The organism is Geothrix sp. PMB-07, from assembly GCF_030758935.1.
Lineage (GTDB): Bacteria > Acidobacteriota > Holophagae > Holophagales > Holophagaceae > Geothrix.
The window spans coordinates 502607-523585 of record NZ_CP132333.1 but is presented as its reverse complement, the minus strand read 5'-3'; the positions used below and the strand labels follow the sequence as shown (position 1 = coordinate 523585).

The following is a 20979-nucleotide window of genomic DNA, read 5'->3' as shown; positions in this document are numbered from 1 at the left end:
TCAGGAAGAAAAGCTACAGAGGCCTCACCGGAAAGCAGATCTCCAGCTCGAAGCGTCCTTCAGGATCGGTGTCAGGGTTGTTCAGATAGATTTCCAGAGCCGGTCGCCCATCGGGTTGGTAACCGCTGGCAGGAAGCCACGCTCCGACGAGGGTTTCCCAGGGATCAGCGTACTCGTGAGGGAGCACACGGACCCTCGCAATGGCATAGAGACCACCTTCCAAGGGCTTGATGCCGATGGGCCCGTCCGGGGCCGTTCCCGGGGGTACCGTGAGCGCCACTTCCAGGCGCTGCTTCGCGGCCGGTGTGAGGTTGGGATTGTCCTGGAAGAGGCTGAGGTAGCGAGCCTCTGGGCCCATGAGGCCGCGCGGTCCGGCCCAGGCGAAAAGCTGGTCGAACAGTCGGCGGAATAGCGCGGCGTTGCCTTTGTACGAGCCGATGTGCCGGATGTAGGCCAGGGTGGCAGGTTCAAGATGACGCACCTGAACGTGGATGGGGAAGCGTGCCATGGGGAGCTCCGATGGGCGGGCCATCGGGCCCGGCTCCGCAGAGGATCGGAGAATGGCCTCCTGCTCTGCTTCCCACGACTTGCGGTTCGTTTGACAGATCTTGCGCTTTCGCCATTCGCTGCCCGAAAGGCCGTAAGCCTGCTTGAAGGCGCGGGCGAAAGCGCTGGAGCTGGAGAAGCCGCAATCAAGGGCCACCTCAGTGATGGTTTTGCGGCGGTCGAAGCTCAGCAGCTTGGCGGCGCGCTCCAGGCGCAGCCGCTGAACATGCGCCTGCAAGGTCTCTCCCATCCAGGCCGAGAAGAGCCGGTGGAAGTGGAAGGGGCTGAAGCAGGCAATGGCGGCCAGCCGCTCAAGGTTCAGGGGCTCAGCCAAGTGGGACTGGATGTGATCCACCACCCGGTTCATGCGGGCAGCGTACTCGTGGCGGGTGGCCTCCGAGGCGGTTGCGGTCATGATCCCACCCTAGCAGTGCCAAAGCGGCCTTGCCGGGTTCAGCCCCCGGCACCTCGCGATGGCAGCCTCGGCGCGAGGCGGTGGGTTTTGCGCCCGGCGTCCTCCGCTACTGAACTGAGCGTTTCCCCATCTTGGAATCCAGGTACCAGATGGCGCCCCCCTGATCGCCCACGGCGTGGAGATGGTCCACGATCTCGCCGACGCGGGCCTCCTCTTCCACCTGCTCTGTCACGTACCACTGGAGCGCGATCTCGCTGGCGTAATCCTTTTCGGCCCGTGCCAATTCAAACAGCGCATTGATCCGTCCCGTGATGCCCTTCTCATGGGCAAGGATGGCCTCGAAGACCTGGATGACTCCGCCGAATTCGGTGGGAGGCGCCTCCAAGGCCTGAAGCTCCAGCTTGCCGCCGCGGTCGAGCACGAAATCGATGAGCCTCGCCGCGTGCGCCGTCTCCTCGGAAGCCTGCACCTTGAGCCACTGGCCGAAGCCCTTGAAGCTTTTTCCGATGCAGTGGGCGCTCATGGCCAGGTAGAGCTGAGCTGAATACTGCTCCAGGTTGATCTGCGCGTTCAGCGCATGCTGCATGGTCTGGCTGATCATGGTGCCTCCTTGATGGGATGGGAGTGTAACTCTGCGCGGGTCGCGCTGTTAGTGGAATCGTTGCGCCTCGAAGCGCCCGATGAGGTGTTGCCAGCCCTGCTGAACCAGGGGACAGGGATCCTCCGGTCCCGAGAGGGTCAACACCTGGTCATCCTTCTGGTCGTAGCACTCGAAGCGCAACCGCTCGGACTTGGCCGCCGGTTGCGCCACGAGCCAGATGCTGGCGATGCTCCCGGGGTTCAGGGTGAGAACCGTCTGGGCCATCTGGATCTCCCATGCTCGGGGCCCCTTGTCGAAAGCGCTGATGTCGGCTTCCAGCGCCTGGGTGCAGTGCTGGTTGCCCAGCCGCACATGGAGGGGCAGCCCCGCCTCGGCGATGTCATCGAGGAGCGACGCCAGACAGTCGAGGTCGATCATGATGGTGTGCAGCCCCTCCATGGCTCGGAGGGCCATCACCCGTTTCAGGCCAAGGGGCTCCAGGCGGAGGTCCAGGTCCCGTTCCGAGCGAGCCTCGTTCCAAGCCTCCCGTAACAGCCAGGCCGGGCACGCCTCACTCCCTGGCCCTTCCGGGAGCTCCTGTCTGGTTTCAAGGCAGTTCCAACAGCCCCGGTGGCGGCAGATGAGATCGATGAAGCCCTCCCAGGTGCTGGGATCCCAGAGGGTGATCTGGTGTGCCAGCTGACCCGTTTCCCCGTAGAGCAAAAGGCAGGGCGGCGTATCCGTGAAGTCCTGACCCCGGTTCAGAACGGCCACGGAATGGCGCCAGGAGTCGTCCAACCATCGCAAGCCCCCCTGGTCCCCAAAGATCGCGGTGCCCTCGGGGCAGGGGCGGACGTCCCTGACCTGTTCGCGCAGTGTGCAAGAGGCCGAACCGTTGCCCGTGGTGTAGTCGGCGGAGCCCAGGCCCGGCAGCGCCTCCAGAATCGCCCGAGCCTGCCGCTGCAGCGGCAGGAGACGCACATCCTTCCGCCGCCGGAGGCGCTCAAGGTCGGACGCGCCCTGCTGCGCCGAGGCTTGCGGGCGGCCATGGAACGAGGCGATCCAAAGCCCTTCATTGGTCATGGCGCGCCTCCCCTGCGGGACCAGGCTCCTTCCTGGAAAACTCGGGACCAGCCACCGTGTCTGGGGTTCCGTCTTCCCGCCAGGTGGGTTCCGTTTCGCCGGGCAGCATCAGGACACGGAGCGTTCCCACGGGACCACGAATGCGGATCATCGGATCTCCTCTTCACGGATACCGCCGACGGAAGGAAGGCGGCACGAGCTGGGCTCGGGTTCAGAGGCAGTTTGACATATTGAGATTAAGTCTCAATATGATTATTGTCACAATCCAGCCTGATACCGCTCAGGAACCGAATTCCGCCGGGCTCAGGGACTGAAGGTACTGGGTGAGCAGCCGCTGCTTTTCGTGGGTGGCCTTGACCTTCTTTTGATAGATCGAGAAGCGGTCCTCCGTGGGACGGATGTCTGGGAACAGGGCCACGAGATCGCCCCGCTCCAACTCTTCCAGCACGCTGTAGCGCGGCACCAGCGCGGCTCCCATGCCCACGGCGGCGGCGTGGATCATGGCCCGGATGTGGTTCACCGCGATCACCCGGTCCAACTGCGGCTGCTCGCGGTCGGGCACGGCCATGAGGAAGCGGTTCCACCAGGCACCGGCCTTGTCGAGCGACAACACCGGGCAGCCGGAGAGATCGGCGGGCACCTTCAGCCGGTGGGCTCTCTTGAAGGCCCTGGAGCAGGCCACCACGTAGGTTTCCCGGAACAGAGGCACCTTTTTCAGCGCGGGCAGCGGATGTTCCTGGCAATCGATGACGAGATCGAGGTCGTCGCGCAGCAGGGGAGCGAGCAGGTCGTGGCTGAGCGTGAAGTCGACCTCCAGGCCCGGGTGCTCTGTCAAAAAGGGCTGCATGTGCTTCATGAGGATGCTGGTGCCGAACTCCACCGTGGTGCCCACGCGCAACCGCCCTCGGCCGAGGCTTTGATGTCGGCGGAGATCCTCGGCCGCGGCGTCCAGGGTGGCGAAGGCCTGCTCGCAAGCGGCGTAGAGCCGACGCCCCTCCTCCGTCAGCCCCAGCTCCCGCCCCTTCCTGGACAGCAAAGGCACGCCCGCCAGTTCCTCCAGCTTGGCCATGGCATGGCTCACGGCGGATTGGGTCCGGTTCAGCTTGCGGGCGCAGTCCGTGAAGCTGCCGGACTGCGCCAGTGTATAGAAGGTGCGGAGCTGGGGCAGATCGAGCAGGGCATCCATTCATGAATAGTACTCATGAATGATGTGAACCGAATGAATTTCGTTATTAAAACAAAAACCAGTACTAATGAAAACAGGAGGATGACATGCAGAAGATTTTGAGCGCTCTGGGCCTTTCCGAAGTGAACCCTGGAGGGTTCTCCGGCACATGGACGGGCAGCGGGAAAGCGCAGCGGATCATCTCTCCCATTCAGGGCGAGACCTTGGCCACCGTCACCAATGTCACGCCCCAGGAGTTCGAGGCCATCCTGGCCAAAACCCACGCGGCCTTCCAGACGTGGCGCCTGGTGCCCGCCCCCAAGCGCGGCGAGGTGGTGAAGGCCCTGGGCGATGAGCTGCGCAAGCACAAGGCCGCCCTCGCCGAACTGGTCACGTTGGAGATGGGCAAGACGTTGCGCGAAGGCCTGGGCGAGGTGCAGGAGATGATCGACATCTGCGATTTCGCCGTGGGCCTCTCGCGCCAGCTTTACGGCCTGACCATGCCCAGCGAACGCAAGCAGCACCGCCTGCAGGAACAGTGGCATCCCCTCGGCGTGGTGGGCGTCATCACGGCCTTCAATTTCCCCGTGGCCGTGTGGAGCTGGAACACGGCCCTGGCCCTCGTTTGCGGCGACACGGTGCTGTGGAAGCCCTCGTCGAAAACACCGCTGACGGCCATCGCCTGCACGAAGATCGCCGAGAAGGTGCTGCGCGACTTCGGCTTCGACCCCGCCATCTGCAGCCTGGCCATCGGCAAGGGCAGTGACATCGGCGACCTCATCAACACCGACCCCCGCGTGGCCCTGGTGTCCTACACGGGCTCAGTGCCCGGTGGCCGCCACGTGGGCAGCCTGGTGCAGCAGCGTTTCGGCCGCCACATCCTCGAACTGGGCGGCAATGGCGCGGTGATCGTCAGCGACAAGGCCGATCTGGACATTGCCCTGCGCTCCATCTATTTCGGTGCCATCGGCACTTCGGGCCAGCGCTGCACCTCCACCCGCCGTGTCATCGTGCAGGAATCCGTGCTGCCCGCCTTCCGTGAGCGTCTGTTGGAGCTCTATCGCAAGACCCCCATCGGCGATCCCCGGGAGAACAAGCACCTCATGGGGCCGCTGGTGGATCAGGAGGCCGTGGCAACCATGCTGGCGGCCATCGCCACCGTGAAGGCGCAGGGCGGCAAGGTCCTCCATGGCGGCGAGAAACTGGCCAACCCGGGCGGCTGCTACATCACGCCCTGCCTGGTGGAAGTTCCCGGCAACCTCGACATCGTGAAGGAGGAAACCTTCGCACCGGTGCTCTACCTCATGCCCTACCGCACCATCGAAGAAGCCATCGCCCTTCAGAACGGCGTGAGCCAGGGCCTCTCCAGCGCCATCATCACCAACGATCAGCGCGAGAGCGAGCTGTTCCTCTCGGCGGCAGGCAGCGATTGCGGGCTGGCCAACGTGAACACCGGCACCAGCGGCGCCGAAATCGGCGGGGCCTTTGGCGGCGAGAAGGAGACGGGCGGCGGCCGGGAGAGCGGCAGCGATGCCTGGAAGGCCTACATGCGCCGCCAGACCAGCGCCATCAACTTCAGCGGCCAGGTGGAGCTGGCCCAGGGCATCACCCTCGAGATTTGAGGGCGAGCCACTGGCCGCCGAAGAAAAGAGGGGGATGCGTCCCCCTCTTTCTCATTCATGACCTTGTTCAGGATTTCGTCGTTGCCAGGATCAATTCCGTTGCGAAGTCATTTGGCGCTTCCGCTAAGCTCGTGGATAAACCACCTATGAGGCCCTCCTTGAATGGGCCAACGCTTTCCACTCTGAAGCCAGAATCCGCTGTGAACCAGGGGCAGCCCCCGGCCTCGGAATCCCTTTGGCTTCCCAGAGGCATCCTGGTGGGTGTCTGGTTGGTGGCAGCGGTCGTTCACGTGTTTCTGCGTGCCGAGCAGCGCCTGCTGACCTGGCCCCTGTCCTACCTCGCCCTGGAAGCCCTGGCTGGATTGAGCCTCGCCTATCGGGCCGCCAAGTCGGTGGGGCGCACGCGCGTAGCTTGGGGATTGGTGGCTGCCTCGGCCCTGCTGGAGGTGCCCAACCTGCTGTTGACCGCCCTGCACTACCGAGGGCTGCTCCCCGCCTGGGTGGTGGGCGCCACCAGCTACCTGTCCCTGACCACGGGCATGCTCGTGCTGGCGGGCATCCTCAGCTTTCCCGTGGGGCAGAAGCGGGGCGGCCTGTTCCGGCGCCGGGTGCTGGACAGCCTGGTCTTCGCGGCGGCCCTGCTCTTCCTGCTCTGGGTCATGGGGATCCATGCCTCCCTTCAGATGGCGGGCCGGGGCATGGGCCTGCGCGTCTTCTCGGCCTACCTGAACGTGGCGCTCCTCGGCGGCGGGCTGGTGTTCATGACCTCCTACCATCCCGATTGCATTCGCGGGCCCCTGGGATGGCTCGGCGCCTCGGCCCTGGCCTGGCTCGGGGCCATCTCCTGTTGGACCTTGATGGGCCTGCCCCCAGTCGTCGCCAGGCAGAGCTGGATCATCATCGCGGGCGCCATTCCCCTCTTCCAGGGCCTCGCCGCGTGGTCGACAAAATCCGTGGAGGACAGCCTGCCCGAGGCGGAGGTGGGTGGACGCCTCGCCGGGCTGCTCTCCTACCTGCCCGTCAGCATCGCCGTGGCGGTGCTCGCCGCCCTGCTCGCCTGGGCGCCCCAGCAGGTGAACCGGGAGGCCTATGCCATCTTCCTGGCCATGGTGATGTTGCTTCTGCTGCGCCAGTTCCAGGCCATCCAGGATCTCCAGGCCGCCCGCCAAACCCTCGCCGAGCGGGTGCAGCAGCGGACCCTCGCCCTGGAGCAGGCCCAGGAAGCCATGCTGCGCACCGAGCGCATGAACACCCTGGCCCTGATGGGCGCGGGCCTGGCCCATGACCTGAACAACCTGCTGGGCGCCGTGAAGGGCTCTGCGGATCTGGCGGTGATGAACCTGGAAGACGGCCTCGCGCCCCGCAAGGACGAACTGGAGCGCATTGCCATGGCGGCGGAACGGGCTTCCCTGCTCACCCGTCGGCTCATGGAATTCGCCCGAAGGGAGAAGGAGGAATTGCTGCCCATGGACCTGGGCCCGGCCGTGCAGGAGATGGAGGCCACCCTGCGTCTGCTGCTGCCCAAGTCCGTGGCCTTCCTCATGCAAATGCCCACGCAGGGCCCGCTGACGGTGCTGACGTCGCGCATCCGCCTGGAACAGATGCTGGTGAACCTGGTGGCGAACGCCGGTGATGCCATGCCGGGCGGCGGCATCCTCCGCATCCGAGTGGATCATGCGGGATCGGACCTGGACGAAGCCATGATTGAGGTGATGGATTCCGGCGTGGGAATGACGGCCGAGGTGCTGGCCCGAATCTTCGATCCCTTCTTCACCACCAAGGCTCCGGGGAAGGGTACGGGGCTGGGCCTCTCTTCACTCAAGGCCATGGTGGAAGAAGGCGGTGGCCGCCTGGAGGTGGAAAGCGCGCCTGGCCAGGGCACCCGGTTCCGCATCCTGGTCCCGCGCCTGCCCGATGGAGCGCTCAGCCCCCGCTGATGAGGTGGATGACCTTGACCACCGCGCCGTCCGGGATGGTGGTGGAGTCGTAGTCCGCTTTCTGAATCAAGGCGTCGTCCACATGGATGACCAGCATGGGAAAGCGGTAGTTCCTGGCTGTAAGGACATCGCGTACGGTCATGCCCTCGTGCCAAGCAAGGGGTTCCTCATTCACCGTGATCATCGCTGGGCCTCGATCCTGCATCGTATCGGAATCTTAAGAGAACGGCTCACCACCAAGACACGAAGACACCAAGAAAGATGAAAGTTGTTTTCAGTTCTTGGTGTCTTCGTGTCTTGGTGGTGAATCTTTTCTAAAAACCTACAAATGCTGTTTCACGACCTCGACCACTTCGGGGAAGACGTCGAGACCCAGTTCCTTGAGCCGTGCCAAGGTGGGCACGCCATCCAGAGTCCAGCCACGGCGCGTGTAGACGCTGTCCATGAGCTTGGAGAAGCGTCCCGTGCGCCATTCACGGTGCAGAGCCATCTTCTTCTCGGTGGATTTGCCCACGGGGTCGAGACCCATCTCTTCCACGATCTGCTTGTCGTAGCGCTCGGCGCGGGATTCGTATTCCTCCTTCGTGACGGGGCCCATGGAACGGTAGGGCGCCGCGTCGTGCAGGCGCAGGCCCTTGCCCATGCGGATGTTGAACACGCGCTGGAAGTTGTAGACCTTGGCCGACTGGTGGATGAGCTCTTCCTTGTCGATCTGGATGCCCGTGGTGGCGCTGAAGAGATCCACATAGTTCTGCACGTGCTCGGGAATCTTGTGCGCCTCGGGCTGGGAACTGTTGTTCTTGGGCGCCACGTCGTTCCAGGGCAGCTTGCAGAAACCGTTGAGGCCGAACCAGGTGCGGAACAGGGGGAAATAGTAGAGCGCCTCCGCCTTGTCCTCAAACGTGGGCAGCTGCTTGTTCACCATGTCCATGAAGATCACCCAGGCCTCATCGTGCTGCGGGCCCTTGTTGGTGAGCGCGTAGCCGCCTTGCTGGGCCAGGGATTCCTTGGACAGGTACTGGGAGTATTCGAGGCCCTTGTTCTCCATCCCGATGTCGGTGATGAGCTGCGGATCGCCCCAGGCGTTCCTGATGAACAGTTCCTTCATCTTCTTCACGCCTTGTCCGGCGACCTTGCCGAAGCCTTCGCCCCGGGCCATCTGGTGCATCATCTCGAGGCTGGCCTCGGCGTTGCCCCAGACCATCTCCAGTCCGCCCGTTCGCTCCTTGTTCAGGATGCCGCGCTGGTAGCACTCCATGACGAAGGCGCAGAGGGTGCCGTAGGTGATGGTGCAGATGCCGTAGGTGTCGCAGTAGAAGTTCAGTTCCAGCAGGTAGTCGGGGTCGAAGATGCCGCAGTTGGAGCCCAGACCCGCGGCGTTTTCGTACTCGGGACCATCCACCGTCACCATGTCGCCCTTGTAGGGGCCGGTCTTCAGCACGAGGCCATCGGCGCCCTTGGCGCAGGCCATGGAGCAGCCGTACCAGCAGCCGTCCACCGTGTGCTGGGTGCAGCGGTGCTGCCAGTACTCCGAATCGATCTTGTGGGTATCGGGGTGTGAGCCGAACTGGAAGTTGTGGACCGGCAGCAGGTCGTAGGCATCCATGATCTCGACGATGTGCGCAGTGCCATTGCGGCGCATCATGCACTGGGAGCCGTCGTTCTCGCGGATTTCCTTGTGGTACTTCACGCCCGTCTTGGCGATGGTCTCGGGATCCGCGGGGTGGTTCATGTCGCCAGCCACCTTGGGCCCGCGGATGACAAGGGCTCGGATGCGCTTGTCCCGGAACACGGTGCCGATGCCGCCCCGGCCGGCCTGCTTGAAGCGCACGCACTTGCGGCGGCGGTCGTAGAACGAGAAGTTCAGCATGCCGATGAGGCTGTGCTCGGCGGCCGCGCCGGTGGATACCACCGAGATGTTCGGCAGGTCCGCTTCGTTCTCGGCGTACATGTGCGTCAGGATTTCCGCCAGCACATGGCTGTCCACGGGATCCGTGGGCGCCTCTTCGATGCGGATGATGCCCTTCTGGCCATCGATGAACAGGATGACGTCCTTGTCGGACTTACCCTGCAGTTCGAGGGCGTCGAAGCCCGAGAACTTCAGCAGGGGGCCATAGAAGCCGCCCACGTTGGAATCGATGGGAATGTCCGTCTGGGGCGAGAGGCTCACCACCAGGGACTTGCCCGTGCCCGCGTATTGCGTCATGCCCGACACGGGACCGGGGCTGATGATGATCTCGTTCTCGGGATCGTTCCACCGGGTGGTGGGCTTCACCGCATTCCAGAGGTGCCAGAGGCCGAAGCCGCGCCCGCCGATGAAAACATCCTTCATCTGCTGGGTGACAGGCTTCTCCGTGATCTCCAGCGTGTCCACGTTCACATAGAGGCTGCGGTTGGTGTAGCCCTTGTCCGGCAGGCTGGGTGTGTAGGTGATCTCCTTCAGCACCCTGTGCGCCGCCTTGATGGCCTCGAGCCCGTCGAGGTACTCGGTGCGCTTGGTGTAGTCGATGTCCATCACTTTGCTGGGATCGAAAACGAGCTGGCTCATGACGGTTCCTCTTCTTGGAAGGGATTCACCACGGAGACACAGAGAACACGGAGGATTTCACGGAGTCAAATGCTCTTGACCGTTTTTCTCCGTGCGCTTTTCCCGGTGCCCTCCGTGTCTCCGTGGTGGATTTTTAGCGCTCAGATGATGCGGACAGGCGGCTCGGGGACTTCCTGGATGGAAAGCGCACCGTGGGGGCACACCTTCACGCAGATGCCGCAGGAAGTGCACTTGTGGGGTGTGATCCAATCGGAATTCCGCATGAAGGCCTCCTTCTCGCAGAAGCCGATGCACATGTAGCAGCCCACGCAGACCTTCTTGTCGATCATGACGACGCCGAGCTTGTTGCGCTTCAGTGCCTCCGTGGGGCAGACCACCACACAGTCGCCACACTGGTCGCAGAGCACCGCATGGCCGCCGCCATCCTCGTAGGCCTTGATCTGGAGGGCGGCCTGTTTGGGGTCATCGACCTTGAACACCCGGACCGCGCACTCCAGCTCACATTCGTGATTGCAGTTGCGCCCTGCGTCGCACTTCTGGAAATCGATCACCAGCTGTTTCATGGCGAAGGCGCCTCCGGACGGGTTTGGTCAACACCACACAGGGCAGGCAAAGCCGACCCACAGGTGAGGCTATTCCCGAGGCGTTATCCACGCAATGGACAGCGGTCACACTTCCGGTTCGAGGCCCTCCTTGCGGATGAGATGGACGGCCGTGGCCTTGAAGGAGGCCACCACCGCCCGCCCCGGCTGAAGCTCCAGTTCTGACAGGGATTGGGCGGTCACGAAGGCCGTCAGAAAGAATCCGCAATCCAGTTCGATCTTGTAGAAAGGGCCCCGGGGTATGACCTTGGTCACAGCTCCGGGGAAGGCATTGCGCACGCTGCTGCTGATATCGGTCTGTAAAGACAGGGCCACGTGCTCAGGGCGCACCCCGATGAGAACGGTTTGGCCGGGCTGGGCCTCACCGATGGCCTGAACTTCCCGGTCCCCCAGAACCTTGCGGAGGCGAAGCGAGACCAGGCCGTCCTGGCAGGTCACCACCTGCCCCTTGAGCAGAGTCTCCATGCCCATGAAGGAGGCCACAAAGGGATCCTCCGGGTGGTTCATCACCTCCCGCAGGCCACCCAGCTGCACGATGCGGCCCTCCCTCATCACTGCCAGGCGATGCGCCAGTCGGGCCGCCTTGCCCTGGTCGTGGGTGGCAATCACAGCGGTGGTTTCGGTTTCCGCCAACAGCCGACCCAGATCTCCGATGAGTTCCTCCCGCGTCGGGGCATCCAGGGACGAGAACGGCTCATCCAGGAAAAGGATTTCCGGTTGCAGAACAAAGGCCCGGGCCAAGGCTGTGCGCTGGGCTTCACCGCCGGACAGGTGCTTGGCGGATCGATCCAGCAGATTCCCGAGCCCCAGCCGCCCGGCCCACTCCTGCACACGGGGCAGCCGCTCAGATTTGGGTAGGCCGCGCAGTCTCAGACCCGTGGCGATGTTCTCGGCCACGGTGGCGTCGAAGAGCAGCGGATCCTGGAACACCATGGTGATGCGGCGCCGGAAAACCTCGCGCTCGGCGCGAGCACTGAGGTCGGTGCCATGGAAGTGCAGCGTGCCTTCAGCCGGTTGAAGCAGACCTGCCAAGGTGAGCATCAGGGTGCTCTTGCCGGCGCCATTGGGCCCCATGAGGGCGAGCACTTCACCGGCGCGGAGATCGAGGCTCGGCACCTCCAGCACCTGGGCGCCCCCCCGGCGAACCCGAATCCCGCGTGCTTGAAGGACCGAAGGGCGGCTCATCGTGGGCGGCTCCGCTGCTGCAGATGGGTGAGCAGCGCGTTCACGCCAAGGGCCAGGAGCAGCAGGATGAAGCTGAGGGCGAAGGCCACGTCGAAGTTGCCGCGGCTGGTTTCCATCACCGTGGCCGTGGTCAGCACTCGGGTGCTGCCTTTGAGGTTGCCGCCCACCATGATGGAGGCGCCCACTTCGGAGATGACCCCGCCGAAGCCCGCCATGACCGCTGCCAGCAGGGGGAGCCGCGCCTCCCGCAACAGCAGCCAGATCATCTGCGGACGGCTGGCGCCCAGGGAGAGGATCTGCAGGCGCAGTCCCGGTGGCAGGTGCTGCAGCGCCGCCAGGCCCAGCCCCGCGATGATCGGCGTGGCAATCACGGCCTGGGCCAGGATGATGGCGGCGGGCGTGTAGAGGATGCCAAGGAAGCCGAAGGGCCCGTTGCGCCAAAGCATGACAGTGACAAACAAGCCCACCACCACGGGCGGCAGCCCCATGCCTGTGTTCACCAGGGCGATGACCAGGCGTTTGCCGGGAAACTCATTGAGCGCCACCCCCAGGGCCAAACCCAACCCGAGGATGACGCTCAAAGCGGTCGCGATGCCCGATACCTTCAGCGAGAGCAGGGTGATCCGGAGGACCTCAGGATCCAGCGTGAGCAGCAGATCAATCGCCTTCCTCAAGCCCTCCCAGATCAGATCCATTTAGCGGCCATTCAAAAAGAATTCACCACGGAGACACGGAAGTCCCAGAGATCACACTTAGAGAAAAGCACGGAGCCATCTTGCTCCGCGGAGGATTCCCCCTGTGCCCTCCTCCGTGTATGTCTCTGTGCACTCCGTGTCTCCGTGGTGGGTTTGCTAAGGCTACTCAGCTTCAAGGAAGGGGAACTTGATGTCCCGCGGCGGCGTGAAGCTTTCCTTGATGGTGCGCGGCGACGTCCAGCGGATCAAGTTCAGCAGGCTGCCCGCCTTGTCGTTGGTTCCGGAAGCGCGGGCGCCGCCGAAGGGCTGATGGCCCACCACCGCGCCGGTGCACTTGTCATTGATGTAGAAGTTCCCGGCGGTGTTCGCCAAGGCCTTCGTCAGCTGGTTGATGGTGTAGCGGTCCCGGGCGAAGATGGCGCCAGTGAGGGCGTAGGGCGAGGTTTGGTCCAGCAGCTGCAGCGTCTCTTCCAGTTTGGCGTCGTCGTAGACGTAGATGGTGACGACGGGCGCGAAGATCTCCTCCTCCATGGTCACGAACTTGGGGTCCGTGGTGACGACCACCGTGGGTTCGATGAAGTAGCCCTTGCTCTTGTCGCCCTTGCCGCCGGCAATGATCTCGGCGTCCTTGGCGTTCCTGGCCAGCTCGATGTACTTCATGGTCTGATCAAACGCGGCCTCGTCGATGACGGCGTTGAAGAAATTGCGGAAGTCGCGCACGTCACCCATCTTGATCTCGGCCAGGAGGGCCAGGATGCGCTCCTTCACCTCGGCCCAGCGGGAGGCCGGAATGTAGACGCGGGAACAGGCCGAGCACTTCTGGCCCTGGTATTCAAAACCCGCGCGGACGATGGCCGCGGTGGTCTCCTCCAAGTCGGCGGAGGCGTGCATGAAGATGTAGTCCTTGCCACCGGTCTCGCCCACGAGGCGGGGATAGCTCTTGTAGCGGGAGAGATTATCGCCGATGGTCTTCCACATGCTGTTGAACACGCCGGTGGAACCCGTGAAGTGCAGGCCCGCGAAGTTCGGATCATCCAGCACGATCTTGCCGATCACGGAGCCTCGGCCGGGGATGAAGTTGATCACGCCATCCGGCAGGCCCGCCTCCTTGAAGAGCTGCATGAGGTAGTAGTTGGAGAGCACCGAGGTGGACGCGGGCTTCCACACCACCGTGTTGCCCATGATGGCGGGCGCCGTGGCCAGGTTGGCGCCGATGGCCGTGAAGTTGAAAGGCGTCACGGCGAGCACGAAGCCTTCCAGCGGCCGATAGTCCACGCGGTTCCACACATGGGGATCAGAGATGGGCTGCTGCTTATAGATGTCCTCCATGAACTTCGCATTGAAGCGGAGGAAGTCGGCGGTCTCGCAGGTGGCGTCGATCTCGGCCTGGTAGGCACTCTTCGACTGGTTGAGCATGGTGGCAGCGTTCAGGATGTAGCGGTACTTGCCGGAAATCAGGCTGGCCATCTTGTGGAAGATGGCGGCGCGATCCTGCCAGGGCGTGGCCTCCCAGTCCTTTTTCGCGGCCAGGGCGGCGTCGATGGCCAGGCGGATCTCCGCCTCGCCCGCCTCGTGGTAGCGGGCCAGCACGTGCTGGTGGTCGTGGGGGCAGACGGCCTTCTGGATCTTGCCCGTCCGCACTTCCTTGCCGCCGATGATGAGCGGGATCTCGATTTCCTGATTGAACTGCCGCTCCAGCTCAGCCTTGAGGAGCGCCCGCTCTTTCGATCCCGGCGCGTAGGACAGGATCGCCTCGTTATGGGACTCGGGCAGGCTGAAGATCGCGTTTGACATGGGTTCTATCTCCTTCCGGCGTCCACTTCCGGAACGTCGGCATCGGGAAAGAATAACGGCGATCCATAAAGCTTGATTCCGAATTCTTTGATCCGTGCCTGGACAGCTTTTGACACCAGGAAGTCAGCAAAGGCGCGGCCTCCGGCGCTGTTCACCTTGGGGAAGCGCGTCGGGTTTAGCTCGATGACATGGTAGACATTCCTGAGGGAGGGATCGCCTTCATGCAGAATGGCTAGCCCAAGGTTTTTTCGCAGGGCGAGAAAAGTGCCCCGATCTGACAATGTGTAAGCCTTCTTTTCCGCGGCCACGGCCAGGGTCTGCCCCATGCCCTGGCCCGTCTGCTGGTACCAGGCCTGGCCCTCCACGGCGACGCCTGCGGCCTTCCAGAGCTTCAGCTCCATGGCGTGGGTGCCGGAGTTGTCGCCACGGGAGATGAAGAGCGCCTTCGCGGCAGCGATGCGCTGAAAGCTCTCCTGGGCGGTGTGTTTGGCCACGCCTGCGGGATCGGCGGGAGTGCCGAGCAGCACGAAATCGTTGTGCATGACGATGCGGCGGTTGATGCCCGCACCATCGGCCACCAGGCCCTTTTCGGCGTCGGGGGAATGGACCAGCAGCACATCGGCCTCACCGCGCTTGCCCATGGCGATGGCCTGGCCAGAGCCCACCGCGATGGTCTTGATCTGGTAGCCCGTCTGCTTCTCGAAGAGTGGGATGAGTTCATCCAGCAGGCCCGAATCCTGAGTGCTGGTGGTGGTGGCCAGGATCACTGTGGGCTGGGCGACCTTCGCCTGGGTCGGCGGTGCGGCAGCCAGAAGGAGCGACGCCATGGCGGAGGCCAGGGAAATGCTCCAGCGTTTGAGCGTGGATCGCTGCATGTTGACCTCCGGTCGATAGTTTTGCAGGAACACAACGGTGAGTGTTAAACGGTGTGATTTGTTTTGCGGAATGTCACATCAGGAGAAGAGGCGTTTCCGGAACGCCTTCACATCCTCAGCGATGGCTTCAGAGGCCTTGGCCTGGATGACCCGGAACCGGGCCAGGGCCTCCTGGCCCAAAGGCGTCACCTGGGCGCCGCCGCCCTGTAGCCCGCCCTTGACTGCCACCACCACCGGTGACTTGAAACTCTGATTCATCTCGTCCACGAGCATCCACGCCTTGCGGTAGCTCATGTCCAGTTCGCGGGCGGCTGCGGAAATGGAACCCACGCGGCTGATGGCTTCAAGCAGATCCGCCTTGCCTTGCCCGATGGCGATGTTCTCTCCATAGGCGATGCGGATGCGGATGGTGGCGGCCTGCTGGGTGGGCTTGGTCATGGCGGGTTCCTGGAGATCCCCCATTTCACCACGGACCGGAAAGGGCGGCTTCTGATTGCAAGCGAAGGCCCGGCCTTGAGAGGCCGGGCCTTGGACAGAAGGACGCTACTTCTTGCCGAAGAAGCCCAAGATCGCCGCGGCCACTTCCTCCCGCATGGCCTCCGTCATCTCGGGGTAGACAGGCAGACTCAGCACTTCCTTGGCGGCTCGCTCGGATTCCGGCAGCTGGCCGGCCTTGTAACCCAGATCCTTGAAGCAGGGCTGCTCGTGCAGGCAGATGGGGTAGTAGATGGCACTGCCGATGCCGCGCTCCTTGAGGTGGGCCTGCAGCGCATCACGCTTGCCGCCCTTCACGCGGATGGTGAACTGGTTGTAGATGTGGCGGCCATCGGGCACCACCTCCAGGGGCAGCAGCACCTCATCGGCGGTCAGGCCCTTCATGCGCTCGAGGTACCACTTGGCGTGGGCGCGGCGGCCCTCATGCCAACCATCGAGCATGGGCAGCTTGGCGCGGAGCACCAGGGCCTGGAATTCGTCCATGCGCCCGTTCATGCCCACCTCATGGTGCACATAGACGGGTTCCATGCCGTGCACGCGCATGCGGCGCACCCGGCTCGCCAGCGCCGCGTCATCGCGGATGGCGGTCATGCCTGCATCACCGAAAGCGCCCAGGTTCTTGGTGGGATAGAAACTGTAGGCCGTCAGATCACCGAACTGCCCGGCGGACTTGCCCCAGCCCTTGGCGCCCAGGCTCTGACAGGCGTCCTCCACCACCGGGATGCCGTGCTTCTGGGCCACGGCCAGAATGCTCGGCATGTCCGCCAGCTGCCCGAAGAGGTGCACGGGCATGATGGCCTTCGTGCGGGGCGTGATGGCCGCCTCCACCAGGGCGCCCGTGGCGTTGAAAGTCGCTGGTTCCAGATCGATGAAGACCGGCTTGGCACCCAAGCGCGACACCACACCCGCCGTGGCGAAGAAGGTGAAGCTGGGAACAATCACCTCGTCGCCGTGTCCCACACCCAGGGCCATGAGGGCCACGAGCTGGGCATCGGTGCCGCTGGACATGGCCACCGCATGGGCTGCGCCCGCGTAGGCGGAGATCTCCGCCTCCAGGCCCTTGACATTCTCACCGAGGATGAAGGCCGAGCGATCGATGAGGCCCGTGAGGCCCTCCAGCACCTTCGTCTTGACGGCGGCGTTCTGCGGGGCGAGCTCAAGCATCGGGACAGGCATGGGTGCCTCCAAATTCGGTGTTCAAGTATGCCAGCGGGTCAAGCGAGATTCCGTCACATCGGCACGAACGAGCACCAGGGATAAAAGGCTCACCACCAAGACTTTGGTGGTGAGCAGTTCAATCTTCCGCGTCAGGCGTTTCGCTGGGTTTCATGGGCCGCATGAGCGGGAACAGGATGACGTCGCGGATGCTGGCGCTGTTGGTGAGCAGCATGACCAGGCGATCGATGCCGATGCCTTCACCACCGGTGGGGGGCAGGCCATGCTCCAGGCTGGTGACAAAGTCCTGATCCAGCAGCATGGCTTCGTCGTTGCCTGCCTCCCGTTCATCCATCTGGGCCTGGAAGCGGCCCATCTGGTCGACGGGATCGTTCAACTCTGAGTAGGCGTTGGCCAGTTCCATGCCGCCGATGAACAGCTCGAAGCGGTCCACGAAGCGGTCGTCGCCTTCCAGTGTCTTGGTCAGGGGCGACAGCTCGATGGGGTAGTCGGTGATGAAGGTGGGCTGGATGAGCTGCTTCTCGGCGTGGTGCTCGAAGAGGTCGCCCAGCAGGGTGCCCACGGTCTTCTTGTCCACGTCCTCGATGTGCACGGCCTTGGCCAGGCTGCGCACGCAATCCCCATCCTCCAGGAGACGCCGCTCGATGCCGCCGTACTCCGCGATGGCATCTTTCATGGTGAGGCGCCGGAAGGGTGCGGCGTAGGAGATCATCGCCTCGCCCCAGGGCAGCTGCTGGGAACCCATGACATCACGGGTGACGGTCTCGAACAGCTTCTCCGTGAGGGCCATCATGTCGCGCAGGTCGCTGCCCGCCTCGTACATTTCCATCATGGTGAATTCGGGATTATGCCGGACGCTGATGCCTTCGTTGCGGAAGCTGCGATTGATCTCGAACACCTTCTCGAAGCCGCCCACGATGAGACGCTTCAGATACAGTTCCGGCGCGATCCGAAGGTAGAGGTCCATGTCCAGGGCATTGTGGTGCGTGATGAAGGGCCGGGCCGTGGCGCCACCTGGGATGGGCTGCATCATGGGCGTTTCCACCTCCAGGTAGCCCTGTCCTTCCATGAAGCGCCGCACGGCGCTTACGATGCGCGAACGGGTCTGGAAGGTCTTCAGCACGTCGCCGTTGGAGACGAGATCCAGGTACCGCTGGCGATACCGCTGCTCCTTGTCCTGCAGGCCATGCCACTTCTCGGGGAGCGGCAGCAGCGCCTTGCTCAGGAACTGGATCTCCTTCACGCGCACGCTCAGCTCACCCGTCTTGGTGCGCATGAGGGGGCCCGTGATGCTGATGAAATCGCCCATGTCCAGGAGCTTGATGAGCTCCCAGTGAGCTTCCGAAAGGTCGTTCATGCGGAAGAAGCCCTGCACCTTCTCGCCGTTCTCGGTGAGGTGGGCGAACACGCTCTTGCCCATCTCGCGGATGGTGAGAATGCGACCCATGACCGATACCGTGAGCCCAAGGCCCTCCAGCTTCTCGTTGGTCCAAGTCTCCGCATCCGCATAGGTCGCCGCCAATTCCGCGATGCCATGGGACCGCTTCGCCTTCCGGGGCCAGGGTTCCACGCCCAGGTCCTTCAGCTTCTGGAGCTTCTCGAGGCGCACGTCGCGGTACTGGTTGGGCTGCATGGGAACTCCGGCACGAACCATCTAGTTTACCGAAACCCTCAGCGTTCTCCGAAGCCGCTGGCGTATTACAGTCCTTTCGCCTCCAAAGAGCGGGCGGCCTAAGGGGCCGTCACGAAAGAACCAGAAGGACGCTGGCTATTTCGCAACGGCCGCTAAGCGATAGGCCACGAAGGCCGATACATCCGGGGCCACGAAGGTGCCGGCCTCTTCGCTGAAGCCAAAGCGCCAGCGGGGGAGACGGGTGTGGTGGAAGGTCCAGTGCTGCTGCCAGCCGGCCCGATCCAGCCGGGACAGGCCCACCCGGTAGGGGCTGCCCGCATAGCCCAGGGCCACTTCGATACCCAAGCCCGAGAGCAGACCCGGCCCCTCGCCCTGCCAGGCCAGGCTGGCCCAGGCGCGGCTGAAGGAGGTCTTGTCCATGACCGTGCGCAGGGGACTGTCCTTGGGCAGGCCCAGCACCACCCGTTCTAGCTGGCCGAACACCTTCCAGTGGCCGTAGCGCTGCCAGAGGGCCCCGCCGAACAGCCCGTCCGTGCCGCCGTCCCCGGAGAAATCCGCCTGCTTGCCCGTGGGCAGCTGGACGGAGACACCCACGCGGCCACCGGAATCCGCCGTGCCGAAGGGCCGGATCCAGGCCACGTCCAGATCCATGAGCCGCAGCCCCGGCCGGGAGAGGTCGCCCACCACTTTGCCATCCCGTTCCAGGTGGTAGGCAAGGCGGTTCTTGGGGGCATCCTCGCGCCCGCCCTGCGGAAGGCTGAACATCTGATGCCAATTCCACATGGCCTGATCGGCGATCCCCCCCGAGCGCGAGGCCAAGCGGGCCCGCACATTCATTCGGGTGGAGCCCAGCCGCGTGGCCCAGTCTCCGGTGAGCTGCCATTCCTCCCCGTCCAGGCGGGCGAAGGTGCGCAAATCCGAGCTGTGCTCCAAGTCCGGCCGCAGCATCTGGCTGGTGGCTTCCAGGGCGATCTCATTCACGCCTTCCGGCAGTGGCTCGGGAAACCCTTCGAACCAGGCCACACGGTTGGGCCTGGGCGTTTCCTGGGCAGCGAGGCGAACCGTTGAAATCCCCAAGATCAGCGCCCCCACAGGTCCTGCTAGAACTCTATGGACCCGGAGGGGTAGATTGATGGAGGTCACGGAAGATCCTTTTCATACAGGTAACACTCTGCCCTGACGCTCCCAGCCCAGCCAGCGCGGTTTCTTGAATATTCATGAAGGACTGCAATGCCTTCGATGGAAGAGGCAAGCATAATTGTCCTCAACCATCCGATCTCGTTCTCCCCTAACTTTTCTTCACAGGAGCCGCTCCCATGACCCATCTCAAAGCCCGCCTTCTGGAGAAGATCCTAGAGCACCGCCCGCGCACCCAGCGTCTTAACAAGGAATTCGGCGATGTGGTGATCGACCAGGTCACCATCAGCCAGGCCCTGGGCGGCGCCCGCGACATCCACGCCCTGGTCACGGACATCTCCTACCTCGACTACCAGGAGGGCATCCGATTCCGCGGCAAGAACATTCCCGAAACCTTTGCGGCCCTGCCCAAGGCCCCCGGCGGTGAATACCCCACGGTGGAATCCTTCTGGTATTTCCTGCTCACGGGGGAAGTCCCCACGGCCAAGGACACCGAAGAGCTGGTGGCCGATTTCCAGGAACGGGCCAAGGTGCCGGCCTACGTCTTCGACGTCATCCGCGCCCTGCCCAAGGACAGCCACCCCATGGTGATGCTCTCCGCCGCCGTGCTCTCCATGCAGAAGGACAGCAAGTTCGCCGCCGCCTACCACGGCATGAAGAAAGACCAGCACTGGGACACCATGTTCGAAGACGCCTCCGATCTCGTGGCGCGCCTGCCCCAGATCGCCGCATTCATCTACCGCTGGAAGTACAAGAACGGCGACATCATCCCCGCCAAGCCCGGCCTGGACATGGGCGCCAACTTCGCCCACATGATGGGCATCGCCAAACCCTATGACGATGTGGCCCGCATGTACTTCATCCTGCACAGCGACCACGAGAGCGGCAACGTCAGCGCCCACACCACACACCTGGTGGCCTCCGCCCTGTCCGATGCCTACTACAGCTTCAGCGCCGGTCTCAATGGCCTGGCGGGCCCCCTGCACGGCCTCGCAAACCAGGAAGTGCTGGACTGGCTGCTGAAATTCCAGAAACAGCTGGATGGCGCCGAGCCCACCGAAGAGAACATCCGCAAGGCCCTCTGGGACACCCTCAACTCCGGCCAAGTCATCGCCGGTTACGGCCACGCCATCCTGCGCAAGACCGATCCCCGCTACACCGCGCAGATGGAGTTCTGCCTGAAGAACCTGCCCAACGATCCGCTCTTCAAGCTGGTCAACATGATCTACAAGGTGGCGCCCGGCGTGCTCACCGAGCAGGGCAAGACCAAGAACCCCTGGCCCAACGTCGATGCCCAGAGCGGTGTCATCCAGTGGTACTACGGCCTGCGCGAATACGATTTCTACACCGTGCTCTTCGGCGTCGGTCGTGCCCTGGGCGTGCTCGCCAACATCACCTGGGACCGCGCCCTGAACTACCCCCTGGAGCGCCCCAAGTCGGTCACCACCGACATGCTCGAAGAGTGGGCCGCCAAGGGCGGACGGAAGTAGC

Annotated in this window: 18 protein-coding genes; 3 read left to right on the top strand and 15 right to left on the bottom strand. The window is 63.7% G+C overall.

All coding sequences use genetic code 11. From position 1 onward, the window contains the following. Positions 1-13 precede the first annotated feature (13 nt). The 4 genes from Q9293_RS02325 to Q9293_RS02310 all read right to left on the bottom strand — a co-directional run bounded on the left by Q9293_RS02325 (position 14) and on the right by Q9293_RS02310 (position 3810). Positions 14-961, bottom strand: a complete 948-nt coding sequence (locus tag Q9293_RS02325) for a GyrI-like domain-containing protein (RefSeq protein ID WP_306249627.1) — start codon at positions 959-961, stop codon at positions 14-16. A 106-nt stretch (positions 962-1067) separates the two neighbouring features. After that, on the bottom strand, positions 1068-1562 hold the full coding sequence (locus Q9293_RS02320; protein WP_306249625.1) for a ferritin: 495 nt from the start codon (positions 1560-1562) through the stop codon (positions 1068-1070). Positions 1563-1610: 48 nt separating this feature from the next. Continuing rightward, complete coding sequence (locus tag Q9293_RS02315) at positions 1611-2624, bottom strand: hypothetical protein (RefSeq protein WP_306249623.1); 1014 nt, start codon at positions 2622-2624, stop codon at positions 1611-1613. A gap of 280 nt (positions 2625-2904) precedes the next feature. Next, positions 2905-3810, bottom strand: a complete 906-nt coding sequence (locus Q9293_RS02310) for a LysR family transcriptional regulator (protein ID WP_306249621.1) — start codon at positions 3808-3810, stop codon at positions 2905-2907. A gap of 86 nt (positions 3811-3896) precedes the next feature. Between Q9293_RS02310 and Q9293_RS02305 the strand changes: the two genes are divergently transcribed. Both Q9293_RS02305 and Q9293_RS02300 read left to right on the top strand, forming a co-directional pair. Then, complete coding sequence (locus tag Q9293_RS02305; RefSeq protein WP_306249619.1) at positions 3897-5411, top strand: aldehyde dehydrogenase family protein; 1515 nt, start codon at positions 3897-3899, stop codon at positions 5409-5411. Positions 5412-5668: 257 nt separating this feature from the next. Further along, positions 5669-7348 (top strand): sensor histidine kinase, encoded by a 1680-nt coding sequence (locus Q9293_RS02300; protein WP_306249617.1) that lies wholly within the window; start codon positions 5669-5671, stop codon positions 7346-7348. Here Q9293_RS02300 and thiS read toward each other — a convergent pair. The 11 genes from thiS to Q9293_RS02245 form a co-directional block, all read right to left on the bottom strand. After that, the gene (gene thiS / locus Q9293_RS02295; RefSeq protein WP_306249615.1) at positions 7335-7490 is read right to left on the bottom strand and encodes a sulfur carrier protein ThiS; all 156 of its coding nucleotides are present in this window, start codon (positions 7488-7490) and stop codon (positions 7335-7337) included. The genes Q9293_RS02300 and thiS overlap by 14 nt on opposite strands. Positions 7491-7670: 180 nt before the next feature. Next, positions 7671-9896, bottom strand: a complete 2226-nt coding sequence (locus tag Q9293_RS02290; protein ID WP_306249613.1) for an aldehyde ferredoxin oxidoreductase family protein — start codon at positions 9894-9896, stop codon at positions 7671-7673. Positions 9897-10036: 140 nt separating this feature from the next. Next, complete coding sequence (locus Q9293_RS02285; RefSeq protein ID WP_306249611.1) at positions 10037-10459, bottom strand: 4Fe-4S binding protein; 423 nt, start codon at positions 10457-10459, stop codon at positions 10037-10039. Between the two features lie 105 nt (positions 10460-10564). Beyond that, positions 10565-11683 carry an ABC transporter ATP-binding protein gene (locus tag Q9293_RS02280; RefSeq protein ID WP_306249609.1) on the bottom strand — a complete coding sequence of 373 codons (1119 nt, stop codon included), beginning with the start codon at positions 11681-11683 and terminating at the stop codon, positions 10565-10567. Then, positions 11680-12378, bottom strand: a complete 699-nt coding sequence (locus tag Q9293_RS02275) for an ABC transporter permease (protein WP_372342173.1) — start codon at positions 12376-12378, stop codon at positions 11680-11682. The genes Q9293_RS02280 and Q9293_RS02275 overlap by 4 nt, the downstream gene beginning before the upstream one ends. A 162-nt stretch (positions 12379-12540) precedes the next feature. Beyond that, on the bottom strand, positions 12541-14172 hold the full coding sequence (gene pruA, locus Q9293_RS02270; RefSeq protein WP_306249605.1) for an L-glutamate gamma-semialdehyde dehydrogenase: 1632 nt from the start codon (positions 14170-14172) through the stop codon (positions 12541-12543). Positions 14173-14177: 5 nt separating this feature from the next. Then, positions 14178-15047: a substrate-binding domain-containing protein gene (locus Q9293_RS02265; protein WP_306249603.1), complete on the bottom strand. Its 870-nt coding sequence runs from the start codon at positions 15045-15047 to the stop codon at positions 14178-14180. Between the two features lie 78 nt (positions 15048-15125). Continuing rightward, positions 15126-15485 (bottom strand): winged helix-turn-helix domain-containing protein, encoded by a 360-nt coding sequence (locus Q9293_RS02260; protein ID WP_306249601.1) that lies wholly within the window; start codon positions 15483-15485, stop codon positions 15126-15128. Between the two features lie 105 nt (positions 15486-15590). Continuing rightward, positions 15591-16718: a DegT/DnrJ/EryC1/StrS aminotransferase family protein gene (locus tag Q9293_RS02255; protein ID WP_306249600.1), complete on the bottom strand. Its 1128-nt coding sequence runs from the start codon at positions 16716-16718 to the stop codon at positions 15591-15593. 118 nt (positions 16719-16836) lie between these two features. Further along, positions 16837-18351: a lysine--tRNA ligase gene (gene lysS, locus Q9293_RS02250; protein ID WP_306249598.1), complete on the bottom strand. Its 1515-nt coding sequence runs from the start codon at positions 18349-18351 to the stop codon at positions 16837-16839. A gap of 135 nt (positions 18352-18486) precedes the next feature. Beyond that, positions 18487-19428 carry a DUF3187 family protein gene (locus Q9293_RS02245; RefSeq protein ID WP_306249595.1) on the bottom strand — a complete coding sequence of 314 codons (942 nt, stop codon included), beginning with the start codon at positions 19426-19428 and terminating at the stop codon, positions 18487-18489. Positions 19429-19667: 239 nt separating this feature from the next. Here Q9293_RS02245 and Q9293_RS02240 point away from each other — a divergent pair, with 239 nt between their 5' ends. Then, positions 19668-20978 carry a citrate (Si)-synthase gene (locus Q9293_RS02240; RefSeq protein ID WP_306249593.1) on the top strand — a complete coding sequence of 437 codons (1311 nt, stop codon included), beginning with the start codon at positions 19668-19670 and terminating at the stop codon, positions 20976-20978. Position 20979: the final 1 nt, after the last annotated feature.

Excerpts from the sequence above, each read along its gene's own strand:
- Q9293_RS02325 (WP_306249627.1), bottom strand. The coding sequence starts at position 961 with ATGACCGCAACCGCCTCGGAGGCCACCCGCCACGAGTACGCTGCCCGC.
- Q9293_RS02320 (WP_306249625.1), bottom strand. The coding sequence starts at position 1,562 with ATGATCAGCCAGACCATGCAGCATGCGCTGAACGCGCAGATCAACCTG.
- Q9293_RS02315 (WP_306249623.1), bottom strand. The coding sequence starts at position 2,624 with ATGACCAATGAAGGGCTTTGGATCGCCTCGTTCCATGGCCGCCCGCAA.
- Q9293_RS02310 (WP_306249621.1), bottom strand. The coding sequence starts at position 3,810 with ATGGATGCCCTGCTCGATCTGCCCCAGCTCCGCACCTTCTATACACTG.
- Q9293_RS02305 (WP_306249619.1), top strand. The coding sequence starts at position 3,897 with ATGCAGAAGATTTTGAGCGCTCTGGGCCTTTCCGAAGTGAACCCTGGA.
- thiS (WP_306249615.1), bottom strand. The coding sequence starts at position 7,490 with ATGACCGTACGCGATGTCCTTACAGCCAGGAACTACCGCTTTCCCATG.
- Q9293_RS02290 (WP_306249613.1), bottom strand. The coding sequence starts at position 9,896 with ATGAGCCAGCTCGTTTTCGATCCCAGCAAAGTGATGGACATCGACTAC.
- Q9293_RS02285 (WP_306249611.1), bottom strand. The coding sequence starts at position 10,459 with ATGAAACAGCTGGTGATCGATTTCCAGAAGTGCGACGCAGGGCGCAAC.
- Q9293_RS02280 (WP_306249609.1), bottom strand. The coding sequence starts at position 11,683 with ATGAGCCGCCCTTCGGTCCTTCAAGCACGCGGGATTCGGGTTCGCCGG.
- Q9293_RS02275 (WP_372342173.1), bottom strand. The coding sequence starts at position 12,378 with ATGGATCTGATCTGGGAGGGCTTGAGGAAGGCGATTGATCTGCTGCTC.
- pruA (WP_306249605.1), bottom strand. The coding sequence starts at position 14,172 with ATGTCAAACGCGATCTTCAGCCTGCCCGAGTCCCATAACGAGGCGATC.
- Q9293_RS02265 (WP_306249603.1), bottom strand. The coding sequence starts at position 15,047 with ATGCAGCGATCCACGCTCAAACGCTGGAGCATTTCCCTGGCCTCCGCC.
- Q9293_RS02260 (WP_306249601.1), bottom strand. The coding sequence starts at position 15,485 with ATGACCAAGCCCACCCAGCAGGCCGCCACCATCCGCATCCGCATCGCC.
- Q9293_RS02255 (WP_306249600.1), bottom strand. The coding sequence starts at position 16,718 with ATGCCTGTCCCGATGCTTGAGCTCGCCCCGCAGAACGCCGCCGTCAAG.
- lysS (WP_306249598.1), bottom strand. The coding sequence starts at position 18,351 with ATGCAGCCCAACCAGTACCGCGACGTGCGCCTCGAGAAGCTCCAGAAG.
- Q9293_RS02240 (WP_306249593.1), top strand. The coding sequence starts at position 19,668 with ATGACCCATCTCAAAGCCCGCCTTCTGGAGAAGATCCTAGAGCACCGC.